Annotated in this window: 14 protein-coding genes; 9 read left to right on the forward strand and 5 right to left on the reverse strand. The window is 54.7% G+C overall.

Annotated features, from left to right (window positions below):
• The first annotated feature begins 3 nt into the window (after positions 1-3).
• From thrC to AB8B76_RS10650, 5 genes are all read left to right on the forward strand, one after another.
• Positions 4-1,401, forward strand: a complete 1,398-nt coding sequence (gene thrC, locus AB8B76_RS10630; protein WP_405272342.1) for a threonine synthase — start codon at positions 4-6, stop codon at positions 1,399-1,401.
• Positions 1,402-3,132: a single-stranded-DNA-specific exonuclease RecJ gene (recJ, locus tag AB8B76_RS10635; protein WP_405272344.1), complete on the forward strand. Its 1,731-nt coding sequence runs from the start codon at positions 1,402-1,404 to the stop codon at positions 3,130-3,132.
• 61 nt (positions 3,133-3,193) lie between these two features.
• Positions 3,194-4,292, forward strand: a protein-coding gene (gene prfB, locus AB8B76_RS10640) for a peptide chain release factor 2 (protein WP_405272346.1) whose coding sequence is annotated in 2 segments (ribosomal slippage) — positions 3,194-3,268 and positions 3,270-4,292 — 1,098 coding nt in all. Because the reading frame shifts where the segments join, the coding sequence is not laid out codon by codon here.
• An 83-nt stretch (positions 4,293-4,375) separates the two neighbouring features.
• The gene (gene lysS / locus AB8B76_RS10645) at positions 4,376-5,875 is read left to right on the forward strand and encodes a lysine--tRNA ligase (protein ID WP_405272347.1); all 1,500 of its coding nucleotides are present in this window, start codon (positions 4,376-4,378) and stop codon (positions 5,873-5,875) included.
• A 57-nt stretch (positions 5,876-5,932) separates the two neighbouring features.
• Positions 5,933-6,505, forward strand: a complete 573-nt coding sequence (locus tag AB8B76_RS10650) for a hypothetical protein (protein WP_405272349.1) — start codon at positions 5,933-5,935, stop codon at positions 6,503-6,505.
• Here AB8B76_RS10650 and AB8B76_RS10655 read toward each other — a convergent pair.
• Genes AB8B76_RS10655 through AB8B76_RS10665 form a run of 3 tightly spaced genes read right to left on the reverse strand, consistent with a single transcriptional unit; the run spans position 6,462 to position 9,858 of the window.
• Positions 6,462-7,988, reverse strand: coding sequence for an ATP-binding protein (locus AB8B76_RS10655; RefSeq protein ID WP_405272351.1), 1,527 nt, complete (start codon positions 7,986-7,988; stop codon positions 6,462-6,464). The two genes, AB8B76_RS10650 and AB8B76_RS10655, sit on opposite strands and share 44 nt — an antisense overlap.
• Positions 7,985-8,371 (reverse strand): response regulator, encoded by a 387-nt coding sequence (locus AB8B76_RS10660; RefSeq protein ID WP_405272352.1) that lies wholly within the window; start codon positions 8,369-8,371, stop codon positions 7,985-7,987. The genes AB8B76_RS10655 and AB8B76_RS10660 overlap by 4 nt, the downstream gene beginning before the upstream one ends.
• Entirely contained in the window at positions 8,368-9,858 is a 1,491-nt protein-coding gene (locus AB8B76_RS10665; RefSeq protein ID WP_405272353.1) for an adenylate/guanylate cyclase domain-containing protein, read from the reverse strand. Before AB8B76_RS10665 ends, AB8B76_RS10660 begins: the two co-directional genes overlap by 4 nt.
• A gap of 209 nt (positions 9,859-10,067) precedes the next feature.
• Here AB8B76_RS10665 and AB8B76_RS10670 point away from each other — a divergent pair, with 209 nt between their 5' ends.
• Entirely contained in the window at positions 10,068-10,715 is a 648-nt protein-coding gene (locus AB8B76_RS10670; protein ID WP_405272355.1) for a Crp/Fnr family transcriptional regulator, read from the forward strand.
• An 84-nt stretch (positions 10,716-10,799) separates the two neighbouring features.
• Here the strand turns inward: AB8B76_RS10670 and xseA are convergent, their stop codons facing one another.
• Positions 10,800-12,170 (reverse strand): exodeoxyribonuclease VII large subunit, encoded by a 1,371-nt coding sequence (gene xseA, locus AB8B76_RS10675; RefSeq protein ID WP_405272356.1) that lies wholly within the window; start codon positions 12,168-12,170, stop codon positions 10,800-10,802.
• A 113-nt stretch (positions 12,171-12,283) separates the two neighbouring features.
• Here xseA and guaB point away from each other — a divergent pair, with 113 nt between their 5' ends.
• Complete coding sequence (guaB, locus tag AB8B76_RS10680) at positions 12,284-13,756, forward strand: IMP dehydrogenase (RefSeq protein WP_405272363.1); 1,473 nt, start codon at positions 12,284-12,286, stop codon at positions 13,754-13,756.
• 70 nt (positions 13,757-13,826) lie between these two features.
• Positions 13,827-15,401, forward strand: a complete 1,575-nt coding sequence (gene guaA, locus AB8B76_RS10685) for a glutamine-hydrolyzing GMP synthase (protein WP_405272358.1) — start codon at positions 13,827-13,829, stop codon at positions 15,399-15,401.
• Positions 15,402-15,544: 143 nt separating this feature from the next.
• Here guaA and AB8B76_RS10690 read toward each other — a convergent pair whose 3' ends face one another.
• The gene (locus AB8B76_RS10690) at positions 15,545-16,621 is read right to left on the reverse strand and encodes an AraC family transcriptional regulator ligand-binding domain-containing protein (RefSeq protein ID WP_405272359.1); all 1,077 of its coding nucleotides are present in this window, start codon (positions 16,619-16,621) and stop codon (positions 15,545-15,547) included.
• A gap of 54 nt (positions 16,622-16,675) precedes the next feature.
• Here AB8B76_RS10690 and AB8B76_RS10695 point away from each other — a divergent pair.
• The coding region (locus tag AB8B76_RS10695) for a TauD/TfdA dioxygenase family protein (RefSeq protein ID WP_405272360.1) at positions 16,676-17,404 on the forward strand (729 nt) is incomplete at its 3' end.

The raw sequence follows: 17,404 nt of genomic DNA on the forward strand, positions 1-17,404 counted from the left end.
CCTGTGCGTTATATCAGTACCCGAGGCACCGCACCTACACTCAGTTTCGAAGAAGTGTTGCTCACCGGTTTGGCGAGCGATGGTGGGCTGTATGTTCCCGAGAGCCTCCCCAGCTTTAGCGTTTCGGAACTCGAGGAGATGGCGTCTCTTGACTATCCGTCCCTAGCCCATCGGATTTTGCTCCCTTTCGTCGAAGGGGCTTTCAACAGCGAAGAATTGCAGTCAATTATTGACGAAACCTATGCCGTGTTTAGGCATTCGGCGGTCGCACCTCTAGTACAACTTGATCACAACCAATGGGTTCTTGAGCTGTTTCATGGCCCGACCTTGGCCTTTAAAGACTTCGCTCTGCAGCTCCTAGGGAGATTGCTCGACTCCGTTCTTAAACGCCGCGGCGAAAAAGTCGTCATCATGGGCGCTACCTCGGGGGATACGGGTTCTGCCGCTATCGCCGGCTGTCAGCGCTGCGACAACATCGATATTTTTATTCTGCACCCTCACCAGAGAGTGTCTGAAGTACAGCGTCGTCAGATGACTACCTTAAGTGGGCCGACGATTCATAATCTCGCCTTACAGGGTAACTTTGACGACTGTCAGGCCATGGTGAAGGCGAGCTTTCGTGACCAGAGTTTTCTTCCCGACGGACGAAGCCTCGTTGCCGTCAATTCAATTAACTGGGCGCGAATCATGGCCCAGATTGTGTACTATTTTTACGCAGGTCTAGCGCTGGGCGCGCCGCATCGCGCTGCGGCTTATTCGGTGCCTACCGGCAACTTTGGCGATATTTTTGCTGGGTATCTTGCATCCAAAATGGGCTTGCCCGTGGCTCAACTGATGATCGCCACCAATCGAAATGACGTGCTTCATAGACTTCTTAGCAGCGGTGACTACGCGCGACAAACCTTGGAGCACACTCTGTCGCCCAGCATGGATATTTCCGTGTCGAGCAATTTTGAGCGACTGATGTTTGATCTCTATGATCGAGATGGCGGCGCCATTGCAGGCCTTATGGCCGCTTTCGATGACGGTGATATCGCGCTCTCGGAAGGAGCCATGGCAAATGCTCGGAAGATGTTTGCCAGTCATCGCGTCGATGATGCAGAGACGTTGGCGTGCATTAGTGAGGTATGGGACAAAACGGGTTATCTCCTGGATCCTCACAGTGCCATTGGTTATGCAGCGGCCTTAAGTTCTAAACAGAAGTCGGAGCTGCCCTGGGTGACTCTCGCAACAGCCCATCCCGCCAAGTTTCCTGACGCAATAGGGCAAGCGGAGGTTGGCACTAGTGCGCACTTGCCGCCGCACCTTGCAGACTTGTTTGAGCTCGATGAGCACTTTGACGTGCTGCCGAACGATATCGCAGCGGTGCAACGCTTTATGTCCGAACATTTGGGCGCTTAGTTGGCTCGTCGCCTTCGTAGTATTCGCCGTCGCGATAGCGAACACGCCGACGCGCTTAATGAACTACCTGCTCTCCTTGCTCGGATTTTTACCGCGCGAGGCGTCACCGATTCTACTGATCTGGACCTGGCCTTTTCGGCGCTGCTTCCCCCGTCATTGTTGAAGGGCCTCTCTGCAGCTACCGAGCGTCTGCAACAAGCACTTGAGCGTAACGAGCGCATACTGATTGTCGGGGATTTCGACGCCGACGGTGCCACCAGTACTGCCCTCGCTATTAAGGCGCTTCGTCAGTTTGGCGCACATCATGTGGATTATCTCGTGCCGAATCGCTTTGAGTTTGGCTACGGGCTGACGCCGGGCATCGTTGCTCTCGGTGCCGAGCGCAGACCTGACCTGATCATTACTGTGGACAATGGCATTTCGTCTATCGACGGTGTTGCTGCGGCAAATGCGGCGGGCATTGAGGTGTTGATCACCGATCACCATTTGCCTGGCGAAGAGCTACCCGACGCCGCGGCAATTGTTAACCCCAATCAGAAGGGCTGTGATTTCCCCAGCAAGGCCTTAGCCGGAGTCGGGGTAATGTTTTACCTTCTCCTGGCACTGCGGACTCGACTTCGCGATCAAGACTGGTTCGCCCGCAAGGATTTGGAGGTGCCCCATCTCGGATCCTTTTTGGATCTGGTGGCCCTGGGAACGGTGGCGGATGTCGTACCACTGGATCACAACAACCGAATACTGATCGAGGGCGGGCTGGCGCGCATGCGCAGCGGGCGAGCACGGCCGGGAATCAACGCCTTGTTGAGCGTCGCCGGCAGGGACCCCATGACCGTTGTCGCCAGTGATTTGGGCTTTGCCGCCGGACCCAGGCTGAATGCAGCCGGTCGTCTCGACGATATGTCGCTGGGTATCGAGTGTCTGCTGTCAGAGGATCCGGCTCAGGCTCGTAGCATTGCCCTGCAACTGGACGGCATGAATAGAGAGCGTCAGCGGATCGAGCGTGGGATGGAGGAAGAGGCGCTCGCGGCGCTCGATAAGCTGAGTCTCAAAGAGACGGAGCTCCCGGCCGCCCTGATTCTCCATGATCCTCATTGGCATCAAGGCGTGGTGGGTATATTGGCCTCGCGCATTAAAGATCGCTTTCATCGCCCGGTTATAGCCTTTGCCAGTAGTGGTGACGGTGAACTCAAAGGCTCCGGGCGAGGTATCCCCGGTATGCATCTTCGCGACCTCTTGGATGTTGTTGCCACAAGCCATCCCGGCCTGATTGATCGATTTGGTGGACATGCTATGGCGGCAGGCCTGTCCTTGAAGGAAACGCATTTTGATCAGTTCGCTGAGGCATTTACCGATGCTGTGCAAAGCGCAGGTGGGCTTTCCCTTGAGCCTGTGTTGGAAAGTGACGGGGAGCTCACTCCGACAGATTTTGATCTTTCCACTGCGGAGTTACTGCGTAACGCGGGGCCCTGGGGGCAGATGTTTCCTGAGCCCTTATTCGACGGTGTTTTTGAGCTTCGATCTCAGCGCATTGTTGGCGAGCGTCATCTCAAAATGAGCCTGGCTAAGCCGGGTGACGGCGCAGCTCTGGACGCGATTGCCTTTGGTGTCGATACGGATGTCTGGCCGGACAGCTCGGTAAAGCATGTTCAGCTCGCCTATCGGCTGGATGTTAACCAGTTTCGCGGTGAGCGACGTTTGCAGTTGCTGGTAGAGCAAATCGAAGCCGTCTGAGGATGTCTCTTTAGACCCTTGCTAGGGTAGAATAGCGGCCTTTTTTTGACGGACTATTTCAATGTTGGAAATTAATCCTCTTGTTCAAAGTCTCAAGGATATCGAGGCGCGTACTGACGTGCTTAGGGGGTATCTTTGACGTTGATCAGCGGCGTGAGCGCCTTTCTGAAGTAGAGCTGGAACTGGCTGAGCCCAGCGTTTGGGATAACCCGGAGCGAGCTCAAGACCTCGGTCGTGAGCGATCATCTCTAGAAGCCATCGTGAGCTCTATCGATGCATTGGATACCGGTGCGGCAGACTCTCTTGATCTGTTAGAAATGGCGTCAGAAGAGGACGACGAAGCTGCGGTCGCAGAACTGGAGCAAGACATTCAGGCTTTAGTTAATGTTCTGGAGCAGCTCGAATTCCGCAGGATGTTCAACGGGGAGATGGACGGCAACAACGCCTTCCTGGATATCCAATCAGGCTCCGGCGGTACGGAGGCGCAGGATTGGGCTGAGATTCTCCTTCGCATGTACCTCCGGTGGGGGGAGTCGCGAGGATTCTCTACGGAGCTCATCGAAGCATCTGGCGGTGACGTTGCGGGGATAAAAAGCGCGACGATTAAATTCACCGGCGAGTACGCATTTGGCTGGTTACGCACCGAAACCGGTGTTCATCGTTTGGTGCGAAAGTCACCGTTTGATTCGGGCAACAGGCGTCATACGTCGTTCGCGTCTGTGTTTGTGGCGCCGGAGATTGACGACAACATTGAGATTGAAATCAATCCTGCGGATCTTCGCGTTGATACTTATCGCGCGAGTGGGGCCGGTGGCCAGCACGTGAACAAAACGGATTCCGCCGTGCGTCTAACGCACAATCCATCGGGGATTGTCGTGCAGTGTCAGACCGAGCGCTCTCAGCATCAAAACCGGGATAATGCCATGAAGCTCCTGCGCGGCAAGCTTTACGAAATGGAGATTCTGAAGCGCAACGAAGAAAAACAGATCATGGAAGACAACAAAGCGGATATAGGGTGGGGTAGTCAGATCCGCAGCTATGTGCTCGATGCTTCCCGCATCAAAGACCTACGTACTAACGTTGAAACCAGTAATACCCAGGCGGTGCTCGACGGCGATATCGATCAGTTTATCGAGGCGTCGCTGAAAAGCGGGCTGTAGTTGGAAGTAGGCTGTAGACGGGTTGTAAGCAGCTTGCACAGACTGTAACGGGTGAAGAGGGCTGAAAGCCCAGGAAACACATTATGAGTGAACAAGACGGTAACGCTCCTCGCACTGCCGAAGATGAAAACAAGCTGATTGCCGAACGGCGCAGCAAGCTCAGGAGTTTGCGAGAGCAGGGCAACCCGTTCCCTAACGACTTTCGTCGCACGGCCACGGCCGCGCAGCTACAAGCGGATTTCGAGCATGAAGAAAAGGCAATACTTGAGGAGCGTAACGAAGAGTTTGCGGTAGCGGGACGTCTGATTCGCAATCGCGGAGCCTTTTTGCTGATTCAGGACGGTGAAGGGCAGATCCAGCTGTATGTGGATCGCAAGGCCTTGGATGAGGAGACTTTGGCCGGTATCAAGAGCTGGGACCTAGGCGACATCGTTGCGGCTCGAGGCCCTTTGCATAGGTCAGGTAAGGGCGACCTGTACATCAATATGCGCGAATCTCGCTTACTGACAAAAGCGCTTCGCCCTTTACCCGACAAGTACCATGGCTTGGCGGATCAAGAGCTTCGCTACCGCCAGCGATATGTAGATCTCATTGTTAATGAGCGCTCGAGAGAAGTCTTCCGTATTCGCTCCCGGGTGATTAGCTATATTCGCAACTTCATGGACAGTCGAGCCTTCATGGAAGTCGAAACGCCCATGATGCAGCCTATACCGGGGGGCGCAGCGGCAAAGCCCTTTGTGACTCATCACAACGCGCTTGATCTCACCATGTATCTGCGCATCGCGCCAGAGCTCTATCTCAAGCGGCTCACTGTGGGCGGCTTTGAGCGGGTTTACGAGATCAATCGTAATTTTCGTAACGAAGGGCTCTCCACGCGGCATAACCCAGAATTCACCATGCTCGAATACTACTGGGCGTATGCGGATTATCGCGATGCTATGGATCTCACAGAAACCATGCTTCGGGGTTTGACTGAGGAGGTGTTGGGGTCGCAGGTGGTGACTTATCAGGAACAGGAGTTTGATTTCTCGAAGCCGTTTGCGCGGATGACGGTTATCGAAGCGATCCTTGCTCATAACCCGACTTTGAGTGCGACGGACATCGACGATATGGACAGCGCTGTGAGTGTTGCAGAGGGTCTCGGTATCGAGGTCAACAAAGCCTGGGGTTTGGGCAAGATTCAAATCGAGATTTTCGAGAAGACTGCAGAGCATAAGCTGGAGCAACCGACATTCATTACAGCCTATCCAACGGAGGTTTCACCCCTGGCACGGCGAAATGACGACGATCCCTTCGTGACCGATCGTTTCGAGTTCTTTGTTGCCGGGAGAGAACTTGCCAATGGCTTTAGTGAGCTCAATGATGCCGAAGATCAGGCTCAGCGATTTAAAGAGCAAGTCGAGCAGAAGGACGCTGGGGACGAAGAGGCTATGCACTTTGATGCCGATTACGTTCGGGCTCTGGAGTACGGTATGCCCCCGACGGCGGGTGAAGGGATCGGCATTGATCGACTGGTGATGTTGTTGACAGATTCGCCATCGATTCGCGATGTTCTGTTGTTTCCACATATGCGCCCCGAGTGATGATTCAGCCTTTACGGGTGCTACACTCAGTCCAGATACCTTAGCGATTACAAGGCCATGTTACAGAAGCTCTTACCTCTCGCCTTAGCTGTTCTTTTTATGACCGCCTGTGCGAGCGCTCCTCCCGAACCAGAGGTTGTGCCCGAGCAGCGCTCTCCCGAGGACGTCAAGCTAACGCTGAATCTTCCTGAGGAGGCGGATAACTGCATTTGCCAGGCGCCCGAGGCAAACGATCGGACGTTTTTGGAGCGGGGAATGGAAACCCTCGCAGATGGCGAGTACATAGAGGCGGTTCAGTACTTTCAGCGTTATCAGCGGCTCGAGCAGTTACCGCTTGCGCAGTGGGAGGGGGATCTTGCGATTGCGTATGTGAGCATGCTGCCGAGCAGTCCTTTCTATGATGTGGATGCTGCGCTTCGTGCTTACACAGATTTACAGTCGCGCGAACCCGATGGCCATAAGCACCACAGTATTGTCATCATGCAGCAGGCCCTTGAATCTTTTGTTCTCATGGAACGCCATATCTGGGATTTAGAAAGCAGGACCGGAATGCTGCAAGAGGACCTTGATAAGCGTGAGCAAGCGCTCAAGCGGCTGCGGGAACTGACGTTGGGTCAACCGGAAGACTAAGCGTAAAGGTTGATCCTTCGCCGGGGTGGCTTTCAACAGAAATCGTTCCCCCCATTAGTTCACAGAAATCCCGGCATATAGCGAGCCCCAGGCCTGTGCCGCCATAGGTATTGCTGGTCGCATCGTCGGCCTGCACAAAGGCTTCAAAGACCAGAGCCTGCTGCTCTTCTGTCATACCTATTCCGGTATCACTAACCGCAATGTTGAGCTCCTGAGCGGATTCTGCGAAGGATGCCTTTACGCGAATTACGCCTTGCTCGGTAAACTTTGCAGCGTTGCTAAGCAGGTTGACGACGATCTGCCGAAACTTCACCGCATCGTTGTGAATGAGTGGGAGTCCGTCGAAGTCATCACACTCAAGCACGTTGCCGTTTCTGCGCAGTAGGGGTGCTAGTGCATCCACAGCCATGGTCAGCGCTTCGCCGGGGTGAAACTGCTCCCGAACCAGCGTCATCTTGCCGGTCTCAATCTTGGACAGATCCAGTATGTCGTCGATCAATGCCAATAGCTGACGTCCCGACAGAACGATCTTGTCGAGATCGCTTTGATACTGTTCGCGGTCTACGGGCGTTTCGTCATCCAATTCATCGTGGAGCATCTCGCTATAGCCGATGATGGCGTTGAGCGGAGTTCGCAGTTCGTGGCTAACGTTGGCCAGAAAGCGAGACTTGGCGGCATTTGCTTCGTCCGCACTGAGCTTGGCATCTTTTTCTTCGTCGATTGCGCGCCGAAGCTTGTCTGACATGCTGTTAAAGGCGGTCGCGAGGTCACCAAGCTCACCATCGTCGTCAATGTCATCGATGCGATAGTCCAGCTCTCCCGCACCAAGACGCTGGGTTCCGCGCTTAAAACGCTTCAGGTTATCGTTTGTATAGCGGACCAGAAAGAATCCCAGTGTTGCAGTTAGGAAGATCGAGGCGATAAATCCCAGCACGGTTATTCTGTCTGTGAGAGCAATGGTGCGGTCGATCACATTGGCTCTTTGTACTGCAATGAATGCCTGGCGTTGTTCCAGCTCTTTTAAGCGCTGACTAGCCTCGAGGTAGGGAATGGGGTCATCGACATCTGAGCGCCAAGTGGCCTCGTTGTAGTTCTCGTAAAAATCGCCCCAGCTACTCAGAAGCCGTGTGCTGCTTTCCCGCAGCAGATTGAACTGCAGAGCAGTAACGTCACTGCCCATGCCTCCCAGAGCTTCTACCGTGCTACGGGTGGCAGCAATGCCGCTTAAGGCGCTGCGAAGATCTTCCTCCGCCAGGCGGTCATCCGTGTTTTCTCTTAACGTAGAGAGTACGAGGATCTTTTGGCGCTGGTCCTCGAGTTGCTTGGCTAGCTCTCCCGAGAGCTGGCCCGCTGTAACGGCCTGCCGATAAGCGACCATACTTTCGCTACGCGCATAGCTGCCCCAAAAGTGCGTGCCAACGTTGATCGCAAACAAAATCAGAATCGTGAACAGAGAAAGTGTTAAGCGGCGGCGAAGACTCATTGCGCGGGATCTCGCGTCTCAAGAAGCCGGCGGATTTTCTCCAGTAGCGCAGGGAAGTCGATGGGCTTGGTCGCGTAGTCATCGCATCCGGCCGCCAGTGCCTTATCTCGATCCTCTGGCATGGCATGAGCGGTCAGTGCAATGATGGGTGTTGGCGCAAGCTCGCTGTTGGCTCGGACACGTTTGCATACGGTCCAACCGTCAACAATAGGCAGATTCATGTCCAGCAACACCAGGTCGGGCTTCTCTGATTCGATGCGGTCCAGAGCTTTGGCCCCGTCCTCTGCTATGAGCGCGTCAAAGCCCGCACGCTTGAGCCTTCGACTGAGCATGTCGCGATTCAGTTCGTTGTCCTCTACCAAGAGTAGTCGAGGGCTGCTCATGGCAATTCACTCTCAAGAGGGTGGACGACCAACACTTCGTCGATGCCGGGCGCTTGCACTTCGCGACTCTTTCCAAGAGCGTAGGCGGCTCCGAGAGCCTGCCGAGTAGATTCGGCAATAAGAATTTCCCCGCGTTGGGCCACGTCCTCTATACGAGAGGTGACATTCATGGCGTGGCCCACAAAGCCGTATTTGCTGCGTCGCTCTGACCCTATGTTCCCGGCGATAACGTTACCGGTGTTCAGTGCGATTCCCATAGCTAACTCAGGAAGACCGTCCTTGCGGTTGGCACTGTTGATTTCTTCCATGGCGGCTTGCATTGCCAAAGCACAGCGTGCGGCGCGGTCAGGATCATCATCGTGGCGCCTAGGTGCTCCAAACACCGCAAGAATGGCGTCACCGAGAAATTCGTCGATAGTGCCGCCGTATTCCAAAATGATGTCGGTCATTGCTCCGAGATAGCGATTTAGCATGCTTACTACCCTGTCCGGAGGTAGTTGCTCACTCATGGTGGTAAAACCACGAATGTCAGACATCATGATTGTTACTTCCCGGAGGTCGCCTCCTAACTCAAGGCCTTCGGGGCGCTCGAGAATTTCCGTAACGATGTCGTCGGAAAGATAGCGTCCGAAGGTGGCGCGAATAAATCGCTCGTTGCGCTCCAACTGATCTCGATAGAGCTGTTCTCGATCATGCCACTGCTTGCGCTCGATGCCGGCTTTGATGCGCGCTTGAAGTAAGACGGGGTTGAAGGGCTTAAACAGGTAGTCATCTGCACCGGCTTCAATGCATTCAATGATGCCCTGCATGTCCTGCTCCCCCGAAATCATGATGACCGGTGTGGCGCGGAGTTTGGGTTCGGCTTTTATGCGTCGGAGAACTTCCCGGCCATCCATGCCGGGCATCATGCGATCAAGGAGGACAACGTCAACATCAGCGTTGGAGAGCATCTCCAATGCCTCTTCACCGCTCGGTGCCGTGACCACAAAGTGGCCGCTGCGTGTGAGGTAGCGCGCCAGCAGTGCGCGGTTCTCTTCTCGATCGTCCACGGCGAGAATGAAGCCTGGCTCGCCGGTGATCTGCGCAATTTGCTGTACGGCTTCTGCATCGCCGGCAGTGCCTGAGAGAGCGGGCTCTGCCGTCCCTTCGAGCACCCTTTCAATGGCGCTGGCAAGGGCCGCGTTGGGTGAGGGGACGCTCTCACTAAGCATCTCTGCGTAACCGCGCAAGGCGCCGGCGAGATTTCGCAGTTCATGGGTATCTTCGGTTTCCTGCTCCAGGAGCGGGGCTATATTCGCAGCGCAGGCGGCAAGCGCTGACCAATCTTCCTGGGCTTCTTTATCAAGATCAGGCAGGTCCGACAGAGAGAGAGCAGACACTTCGATGACTGCTGATTGCAGAACTACGCGAATACTGTGCGCGGAAACAGCGGACTGGACCGCGGTCTCCATTGCTCCAACTTCGCTGACTGTGTCGCTGTCACTCAATCTCTTCGTTCTCGCTTCATTGCAGTCACTGTCAGATGTATCTCGACAACTGCTGTTTGTGTGCTGCTGAGTATAGCGACAGGGGTGATTGTCGGGGAAGCGAAGTCGGCCACACTCTCTTTACAGAAGTGGATGCGCGCAGCGGAAAATTTGAGGTAACATAAGGCAATCGCGAAAGCAGACAAACACGGGTGGCCTAAGCGTACTCCATGTTGCAAAAGGTAGAAATTTTTCAGGGTCTTTCGGAAGAAGAGCTCGCAGCGTTGGCGGCGAGCAGTACGAGCAGATCTTTTCCTAAGAATACCGTGGTGATTCATGAGAATGACCCCGCGGACTCTTTGTTCGTCATTGAGGCAGGCAAGGTCAAGGTCTACTGCAGCGACAAGAACGGCAAAGAGTTCATCATGAACACCCAAGGTGAGGGTGACTACTTTGGTGAGCTTGCGCTTTTAGACGATTCCACTCGCTCCGCCTCGGTGAGAACGGTCGAGAAATGCAATTTCTGCATAATTTATAAGGAAGACTTTAATAGAGTGCTCGAGGCGCATCCGAGCATCTCGCGAAAGCTCATCGCTAACCTGGCGTCGCGCGTGCGTAAGCTCACAGCGGATGTGAAGAGCCTCGCGCTGCAGGATGTATACGGTCGCGTAGCAAACGTGCTCATGGATCTATCGGAAGAGCGCGGTGACGGCACGCTGTATATCGGCGAGAAGCTTACTCAGCAGGATATTGCTGATCGCGTGGGAGCCTCCAGAGAAATGGTCGCTCGTATCCTCAAGGATTTGACGATTGGTGAGTACATTCGCTTTGAAGGCCGCCACATCATCATCAACACGCGGCTACCTGCCAAGTATTGATAGCAGGGCTTAGCTGTCCGCTAGGCCCTTCTCAGTGTTTTTGATCCAAGCTTCAGATGGTCACATCTTGGCGCGTATCTCCGATTAATTCCCCGGTTCATTCCCGGCTTCTTCGACGCGCAGTTTCAGGCTGCCGGCTGCTAGGCGCGCGTTGAGCCTTTGCTCTGTAGTGACTTCACTACTGTTTTTGACGACAGACCCCTGCTCATCGCTGAGTATGGCGTAGCCGCGCTCAAGAATAGCGAGAGGATTCAGGCTTCGCAGAACCTGCTCTCGACGCTCAAGCGCCTGACGATGCCATGCAAGCTTTTGTCCTATAGCCGCATCGAGGGCTAGAGCTTGCCGCTGGATATGTTCCCTGCTCAGTGCGACCCGACGGGCGGGGGAGCGGGCAACTAGCCGTTCACTGCGCAGCAAGTGTTCTCTTTGCAATTGATCCAGACGCTGTTTGATAGCGCGCTGGAGACGATTCTCTAGTTCGTCGAGTCGCTGGGATTGCTCCCGGAGTCGGTCTCCGGGGTGCTTGAGTCTGGCTCTTTGGCTTTCAAGGGCAAGTCGTGCGCGCTCCAAGCGGTGCTGGATCGCTCTGCTCAATCGCTTACGCGACAGTTCCAGTTGTGCCAGCAGCTCTTCACGATCTTCGCTGAGAAGCTCCGCGGCTGCGCTTGGTGTGGGCGCTCGAACATCCGCTGCGAAATCAGCAATGGTGACGTCGACTTCATGACCAACGCCCGATACAACGGGAAGCTCGCTGGCAACGATCGCGCGGGCCAGTGCCTCGTCGTTAAAGGCCCACAGATCCTCCAGAGAGCCACCACCCCGGGCTAAAATCACGGCATCGAAGTCGCAGTCATCGCGATTTTTGGCGTATTCGTTGGCATCATTGAGTGCTTCAGCGATTGCCTTTGCTGAGCCTTCGCCCTGAACGGGCACCGGCAATATGGAGACACGAATAGCCGGGTTTCGACGCGCGAGCACGTGCAATATGTCCTGCAAAGCGGCACCGGTCGGCGAAGTGATGAGTGCTAGGTGGGCAACAGATTGGGGTAGTGGCTTTTTGTTGTCTGCGTCAAAGAGTCCCTCCTGACGGAGCTGATCGCGCAGGGCTTCAAAGCGTGCTTGCAGTGCGCCGGCCCCCGCAGGCTCGAGAAACTCCCCTATAAGTTGAAACTCGCCCCGGCCCTCGTAAAGGGAGACTCGTGCCCGCAAACGTACCTGGTCGCCGTTGTTTGGGCTGAAGCGTAAGCGTTGATTGTAGTTTTTGAACATCGCACAGCGTACTTGTGCCTTGTCGTCCTTTAACGTGAAGTACCAATGACCGGAGGAGGGGCGCGCAAAGTTAGAGAGCTCGCCTTCTACCCAAACAAAGCTGAAGTGGCTTTCCAACAGGCTGCGCGCCTGCCGGTTAAGTTGGCTGGGGGAGAGGACATCAGCCTCAGCCGCTGTGATCGCCATGTGGTGCTTCCTCTAACTAATTGCGTTTGCAGGCGTCTTCGGTGTTACGCCGCGCGTCTTAAAGTTTTATAATAATGAGTTTACTCGACCAAATGGCGTCTGGAGGAACCAACATGTTGCGTATCGAACAGGAAGCGCTGACTTTCGACGATGTTCTCCTGCTGCCCGGGTATTCTGAGGTGGTCGCCACGGATGTCTCGCTGCAAACCCGTCTCACCCGAGAGATTAGCCTGAATCTGCCTCTGGTGTCTGCTGCAATGGACACTGTTACCGAGGCCCGCCTTGCGATTGCTATGGCGCAGGAAGGCGGCATAGGCATTATTCATAAAAGTATGAGCATCGCTGAGCAAGCTGCGGAAGTTCTCAGGGTGAAGAAGTACGAGAGCGGTGTCGTAAAGGATCCTATTACTATTCAGCAGGATGCCTCGCTTGCCCAGCTCATCGAGCTTACTTCGGCAAACGGTATCTCTGGCGTGCCGGTTCTGGCAGGGGACGACCTTGTAGGCATCGTGACCCGACGAGATATGCGCTTTGAGACCGAGATGGACAAAACCGTCGCCTCTTTGATGACGCCGCGGGACAAGCTGGTTACAGTGAATGAGGGCGCTGATTCAGGCGAAGTACAACGCCTGCTCCATCAGCACCGGATCGAAAAAATACTGGTTGTCGATGACGAGTTTAATCTTCGCGGCATGATTACCGTGAAAGACTTTGATAAAGCCGAGAACTACCCTCGCGCCTGCAAGGACAGTTTTGGGCGCTTAAGAGTAGGCGCGTGTGTGGGTACCAGTGCCGACACCGAAGAACGCGTTGCCGCCCTTATTGAAGCAGGCGTCGATGTATTGGTTGTTGATACCGCCCACGGTCATTCGCGAAACGTCTTGCAGCGTGTTCGCATGATCAAGGCGGACTATCCGGGCGTTCAGATTATTGGAGGCAACATTGCCACGGGCGAGGCCGCTCTGGCACTCGCCGAAGCAGGCGCTGATGCAGTGAAGGTGGGCATTGGCCCCGGGTCTATCTGTACGACTCGTATTGTGACGGGTATCGGTGTGCCGCAGGTAACCGCTATCGCGGATGCAGTGGCAGCCCTTAAAGATACCTACGACATCCCTGTGATCGCGGACGGAGGCATCCGTTTCTCTGGGGATATCGCCAAGGCTATCGCTGCGGGCGCCCATGCCGTGATGATGGGCAGCATGCTTGCGGGGACTGAAGAAGCCCCGGGCGAAGTAGAGCTCTATCAGGGTCGAACCTACAAATCCTATCGCGGTATGGGGTCTTTGGGCGCTATGGCTTCGACTCAAGGATCATCTGACCGGTACTTTCAGGACGCGAGCAAGGGCGCAGAAAAGCTGGTTCCCGAGGGTATCGAAGGAAGAGTGCCGTACAAAGGCTCTGCTACTGCGATCATTCACCAGCTCATGGGCGGTGTTCGCTCATCTATGGGCTACACGGGCAGTCCTGACATAGAGACTATGCGCAGCCGGCCAAAGTTCGTCCGGGTTACTGCAGCGGGTATGTCGGAGTCCCACGTGCATGACGTATCGATCACCAAAGAAGCGCCCAATTATCCCGTTAGCTAATTTCGGACAAAGGGACGCGGTTGCGGCCGCATCCCGTTTTACCAATCCTTTGTAAACAGCGGATCTGCGTATGACCGATATCCACGCCAGCCGAATTCTCATTCTGGACTTTGGCTCCCAGTACACTCAGTTGATCGCCCGGCGTGTACGGGAGGTCGGTGTGTACTCCGAGATTCGAGCCTGGGATATCAGCGAAGAAGAGCTTCGTGAGTTTGCCCCCAGTGGCGTGATTCTATCCGGCGGTCCCGAGTCCGTTACTGAGGATGGTTCTCCGCGGGCACCGAAGTGTCTTTTTGACGGAGAGTGGCCGTTGCTCGGTATCTGTTACGGGATGCAAACCATGGCGGCGCAGCTGGGTGGTGAGGTACAAGGCTCAGAGACCAGCGAGTTTGGATACGCTCAAATTCGCAGCGCAGGTGACAACGCGCTGTTGCACGATATTCGCGATCACATGACCGATCACGGCGATGGCTTACTCGATGTTTGGATGAGTCATGGCGACAAAGTCACGGCTTTGCCTGCTGACTTTCGATGCGTTGCTTCGACGGATTCTTGCCCCATCGCGGCGATGGCGCATGCAGAGCACCCGTGGTTTGGTATTCAGTTTCATCCCGAGGTAACGCATACCCTGCAAGGCACACGGATTCTTGAACGCTTTGTTATCGAGATCTGTGGTTGCGAGGCCTTGTGGACGCCAGCGCGCATTGTTGAAGATGCTATTGCTCGTGTTAAAGAGACGGTGGGCGATGACCACGTGCTTCTTGGCCTGTCCGGAGGCGTCGATTCTTCGGTAGTCGCCGCGCTGTTGCATCGTGCCATTGGCGACCAGCTCACCTGCGTTTTCGTCGATAACGGACTGTTACGCCTGCATGAAGGTGATCAGGTGATGGAGATGTTTGCCCAGAACATGGGTGTAAAAGTTATTCGAAGCGATTCAGAGAAGCTATTTCTTGAGCGTCTTGCCGGAGAGAGCGATCCAGAGAAAAAACGAAAGATTATCGGCAACACATTCATAGAAGTGTTTGATGAAGAATCCTCAAAAATTGAGGGCGTCCGTTGGCTCGCTCAGGGCACTATCTATCCGGATGTTATTGAGTCTGCGGGTGCTAAAACGGGTAAAGCGCATGTCATCAAGTCTCACCACAACGTTGGTGGTTTACCTGATGACATGGCGCTTGAACTCGTAGAGCCTCTGCGAGAGTTGTTCAAGGACGAAGTACGCCGCATCGGTCTTGAGCTCGGTTTACCGCGCGATATGGTTTTTCGTCATCCGTTTCCCGGACCCGGCCTGGGCGTACGCATCCTTGGTGAGGTTAAACATGATTATGCGGAAATTCTTCGTCGTGCCGATGCGATTTTTATTGCGGAGCTGCACGCCTCTGGCTGGTACGAAAAAACCAGTCAGGCTTTTGCGGTGTTTCTGCCGGTGAAGTCCGTTGGCGTTGTCGGGGACGCCCGGCGCTATGAGTATGTCATTGCGCTGCGGGCGGTGGAGACCGTGGACTTTATGACTGCGCGGTGGGCTCATTTGCCCTATGAACTATTAGAGAAGGTATCTAATCGCATCATTAATGAGATTACGGGTGTCTCCCGTGTTACCTATGATGTTAGCTCGAAGCCGCCCGCAACTATTGAGTGGGAGTGACTGGCACTGGCGGGCAACGCATGGCATGGGCTGGCACATGAAAGAAGGTGACTTCTATCGGAAGTCATGTGCTCCAAAGACGGCGGTGCCTGCCTCGGCACGCTCGATCTGAAATTGTTGGGAAACCTTGGTGGCAAAAAACATCAATTCAAACTTTCGTGATTCCAGTGTTTTGGTGCGAATTTTTGGTAAACCCCAGGGGTGCGTCCTGTCCAATTCTTAAAAGCGCGATTAAAGGCGCTCTGTTCTGAAAAGCCCAGTAGTAGGGCAATATCGACCTGACTAAGGCCGCTTCGCTGTAAATAACGACAACCGAGATTTTCACGTAATCCGTCGAGTAGTGATTGAAAGGAGAGGTGATGGTCTCCCAGTCTGCGCTGCAAGGTTCTCGGAGACATGTTCATTGTGGCGGCTACCTGGCCCAGGGAAGCTTGTCCCAGCGGAATCAGTTGCATTAAGGTCTCTTGCAGTTTCTGTAAAAACGGGGTTCGTTCAGAGCGAAGATCACTGAACGCCTGCGCTTGCTGGTCTCGAAGACTGTAAATCGCCTGCGGCAACTGGCCGGTCTCCGACTGATTGGCAAAACTGCGGTTCACCCGAATGCCCGGATGATCGCTTCCAAACTGAATCGGGCATCCAAAGTGCTGTTCGTAGGGAGCGCTATTTTCCGGATGCGTTTCGCTGAGGGCGACTGAGATCAGTGCAAACGTGGTGGGGAAGCGCTGGCGTAGGAATCCAGCCAAGGCTGCCAGCGACACCTGCACAAACAGGTCATTTTCCTCGCCCAGGGTGTTAGGCCAGGTTAACGAAGCCTGATTCTCGTCGCTATCGAAAATACAGAAACTAACCCCGTAGAAGCGCCGTTCACTGATCTGGTAGGTATGCAAGGCATCAAAGAGCGTGGCTGAATTTAAGACCAAATAGCCCAGTATGCCGACGTGACCCAGTGTCGCGCCCACACCCACCTGCAAGCCGAAGTGGGAATCTTCGGTATGACGTGAGGCCAGTGTCAGCGCTTCGCGCCACTCTTCGGCTGTTACGGTATCGCACTTCGACAACCTTGCCAGACGGTCGTGTAATACAGGGTCGACGATGCGGTTGCGGTCTAGCCAATCCGACAGGAGACGGGTGAACTGCCCTGTAACTCGAATTATCATCCAGCGGATGATGAAGCGCTTGGCGTGATTGGTCAATACCGGGGGCGGGCCAGTCTCTAGCATGCGATTCAGAATATTTGTTTTATCGACGAGCTTGAAAATAGGAGGTGCGCAACAGTGAGCATTACCGTTACACCCAGTGGGCAAGCCTGTGGCGCGCAAGTGCGCGGCCTGGACTTGAGTAAGCCGCTCACTACCGAAGAGGTAGCCGACGTCAAAGAGGCCTGGTCAGAGCACCATGTGTTGTCTTTTCCGGAACAACAATTGGGCGACGATGACCTGGAGCGATTTACCCAGTACTTCGGCTCGCTTGGCGACGATCCCTTTTTCCGCCCAATCGATGGCCGCCGCTATATCGCAGCGATTGCCCGCTTTGCGGATGAGACGACACCGATATTTGCTGAATCCTGGCATTCGGACTGGAGCTTCAAAGCATCGCCACCCATCGGTACCTGCCTGATGGGTATAACCATACCGCCGCAGGGCGGCGATACGTTGTTTGCCAATCAGCATCTAGCCTATGAACGAATGCCTGAGTCTTTGCAGCGCAGAGCCGAAAAATTAACAGCTATCCATTCGGCGGTGGCGGCGTACTCACCTGACGGCCTGTACGGCAATCCCGATCCCAAGGTGAAAAGCGGCATGCAGCCGATTATTTCTGATGAGGCGCGACAAACCCAGACTCACCCGCTGGTAATCACCCACCCTGTCAATGGCCGCAAGGCGATTTACGGCTGCATGGGTTACACCATCGGTATCGAAGGTATGGATGAAGTTGCGGCGGAAGAATTGCTGCGTGAGTTGCACGCTTGGCAAACGAAAGAGGAATGCGTTTACCGGCATCAA

Source organism: Congregibacter sp. (assembly GCF_045107095.1).
Classification (GTDB): Bacteria; Pseudomonadota; Gammaproteobacteria; order Pseudomonadales; family Halieaceae; genus Congregibacter.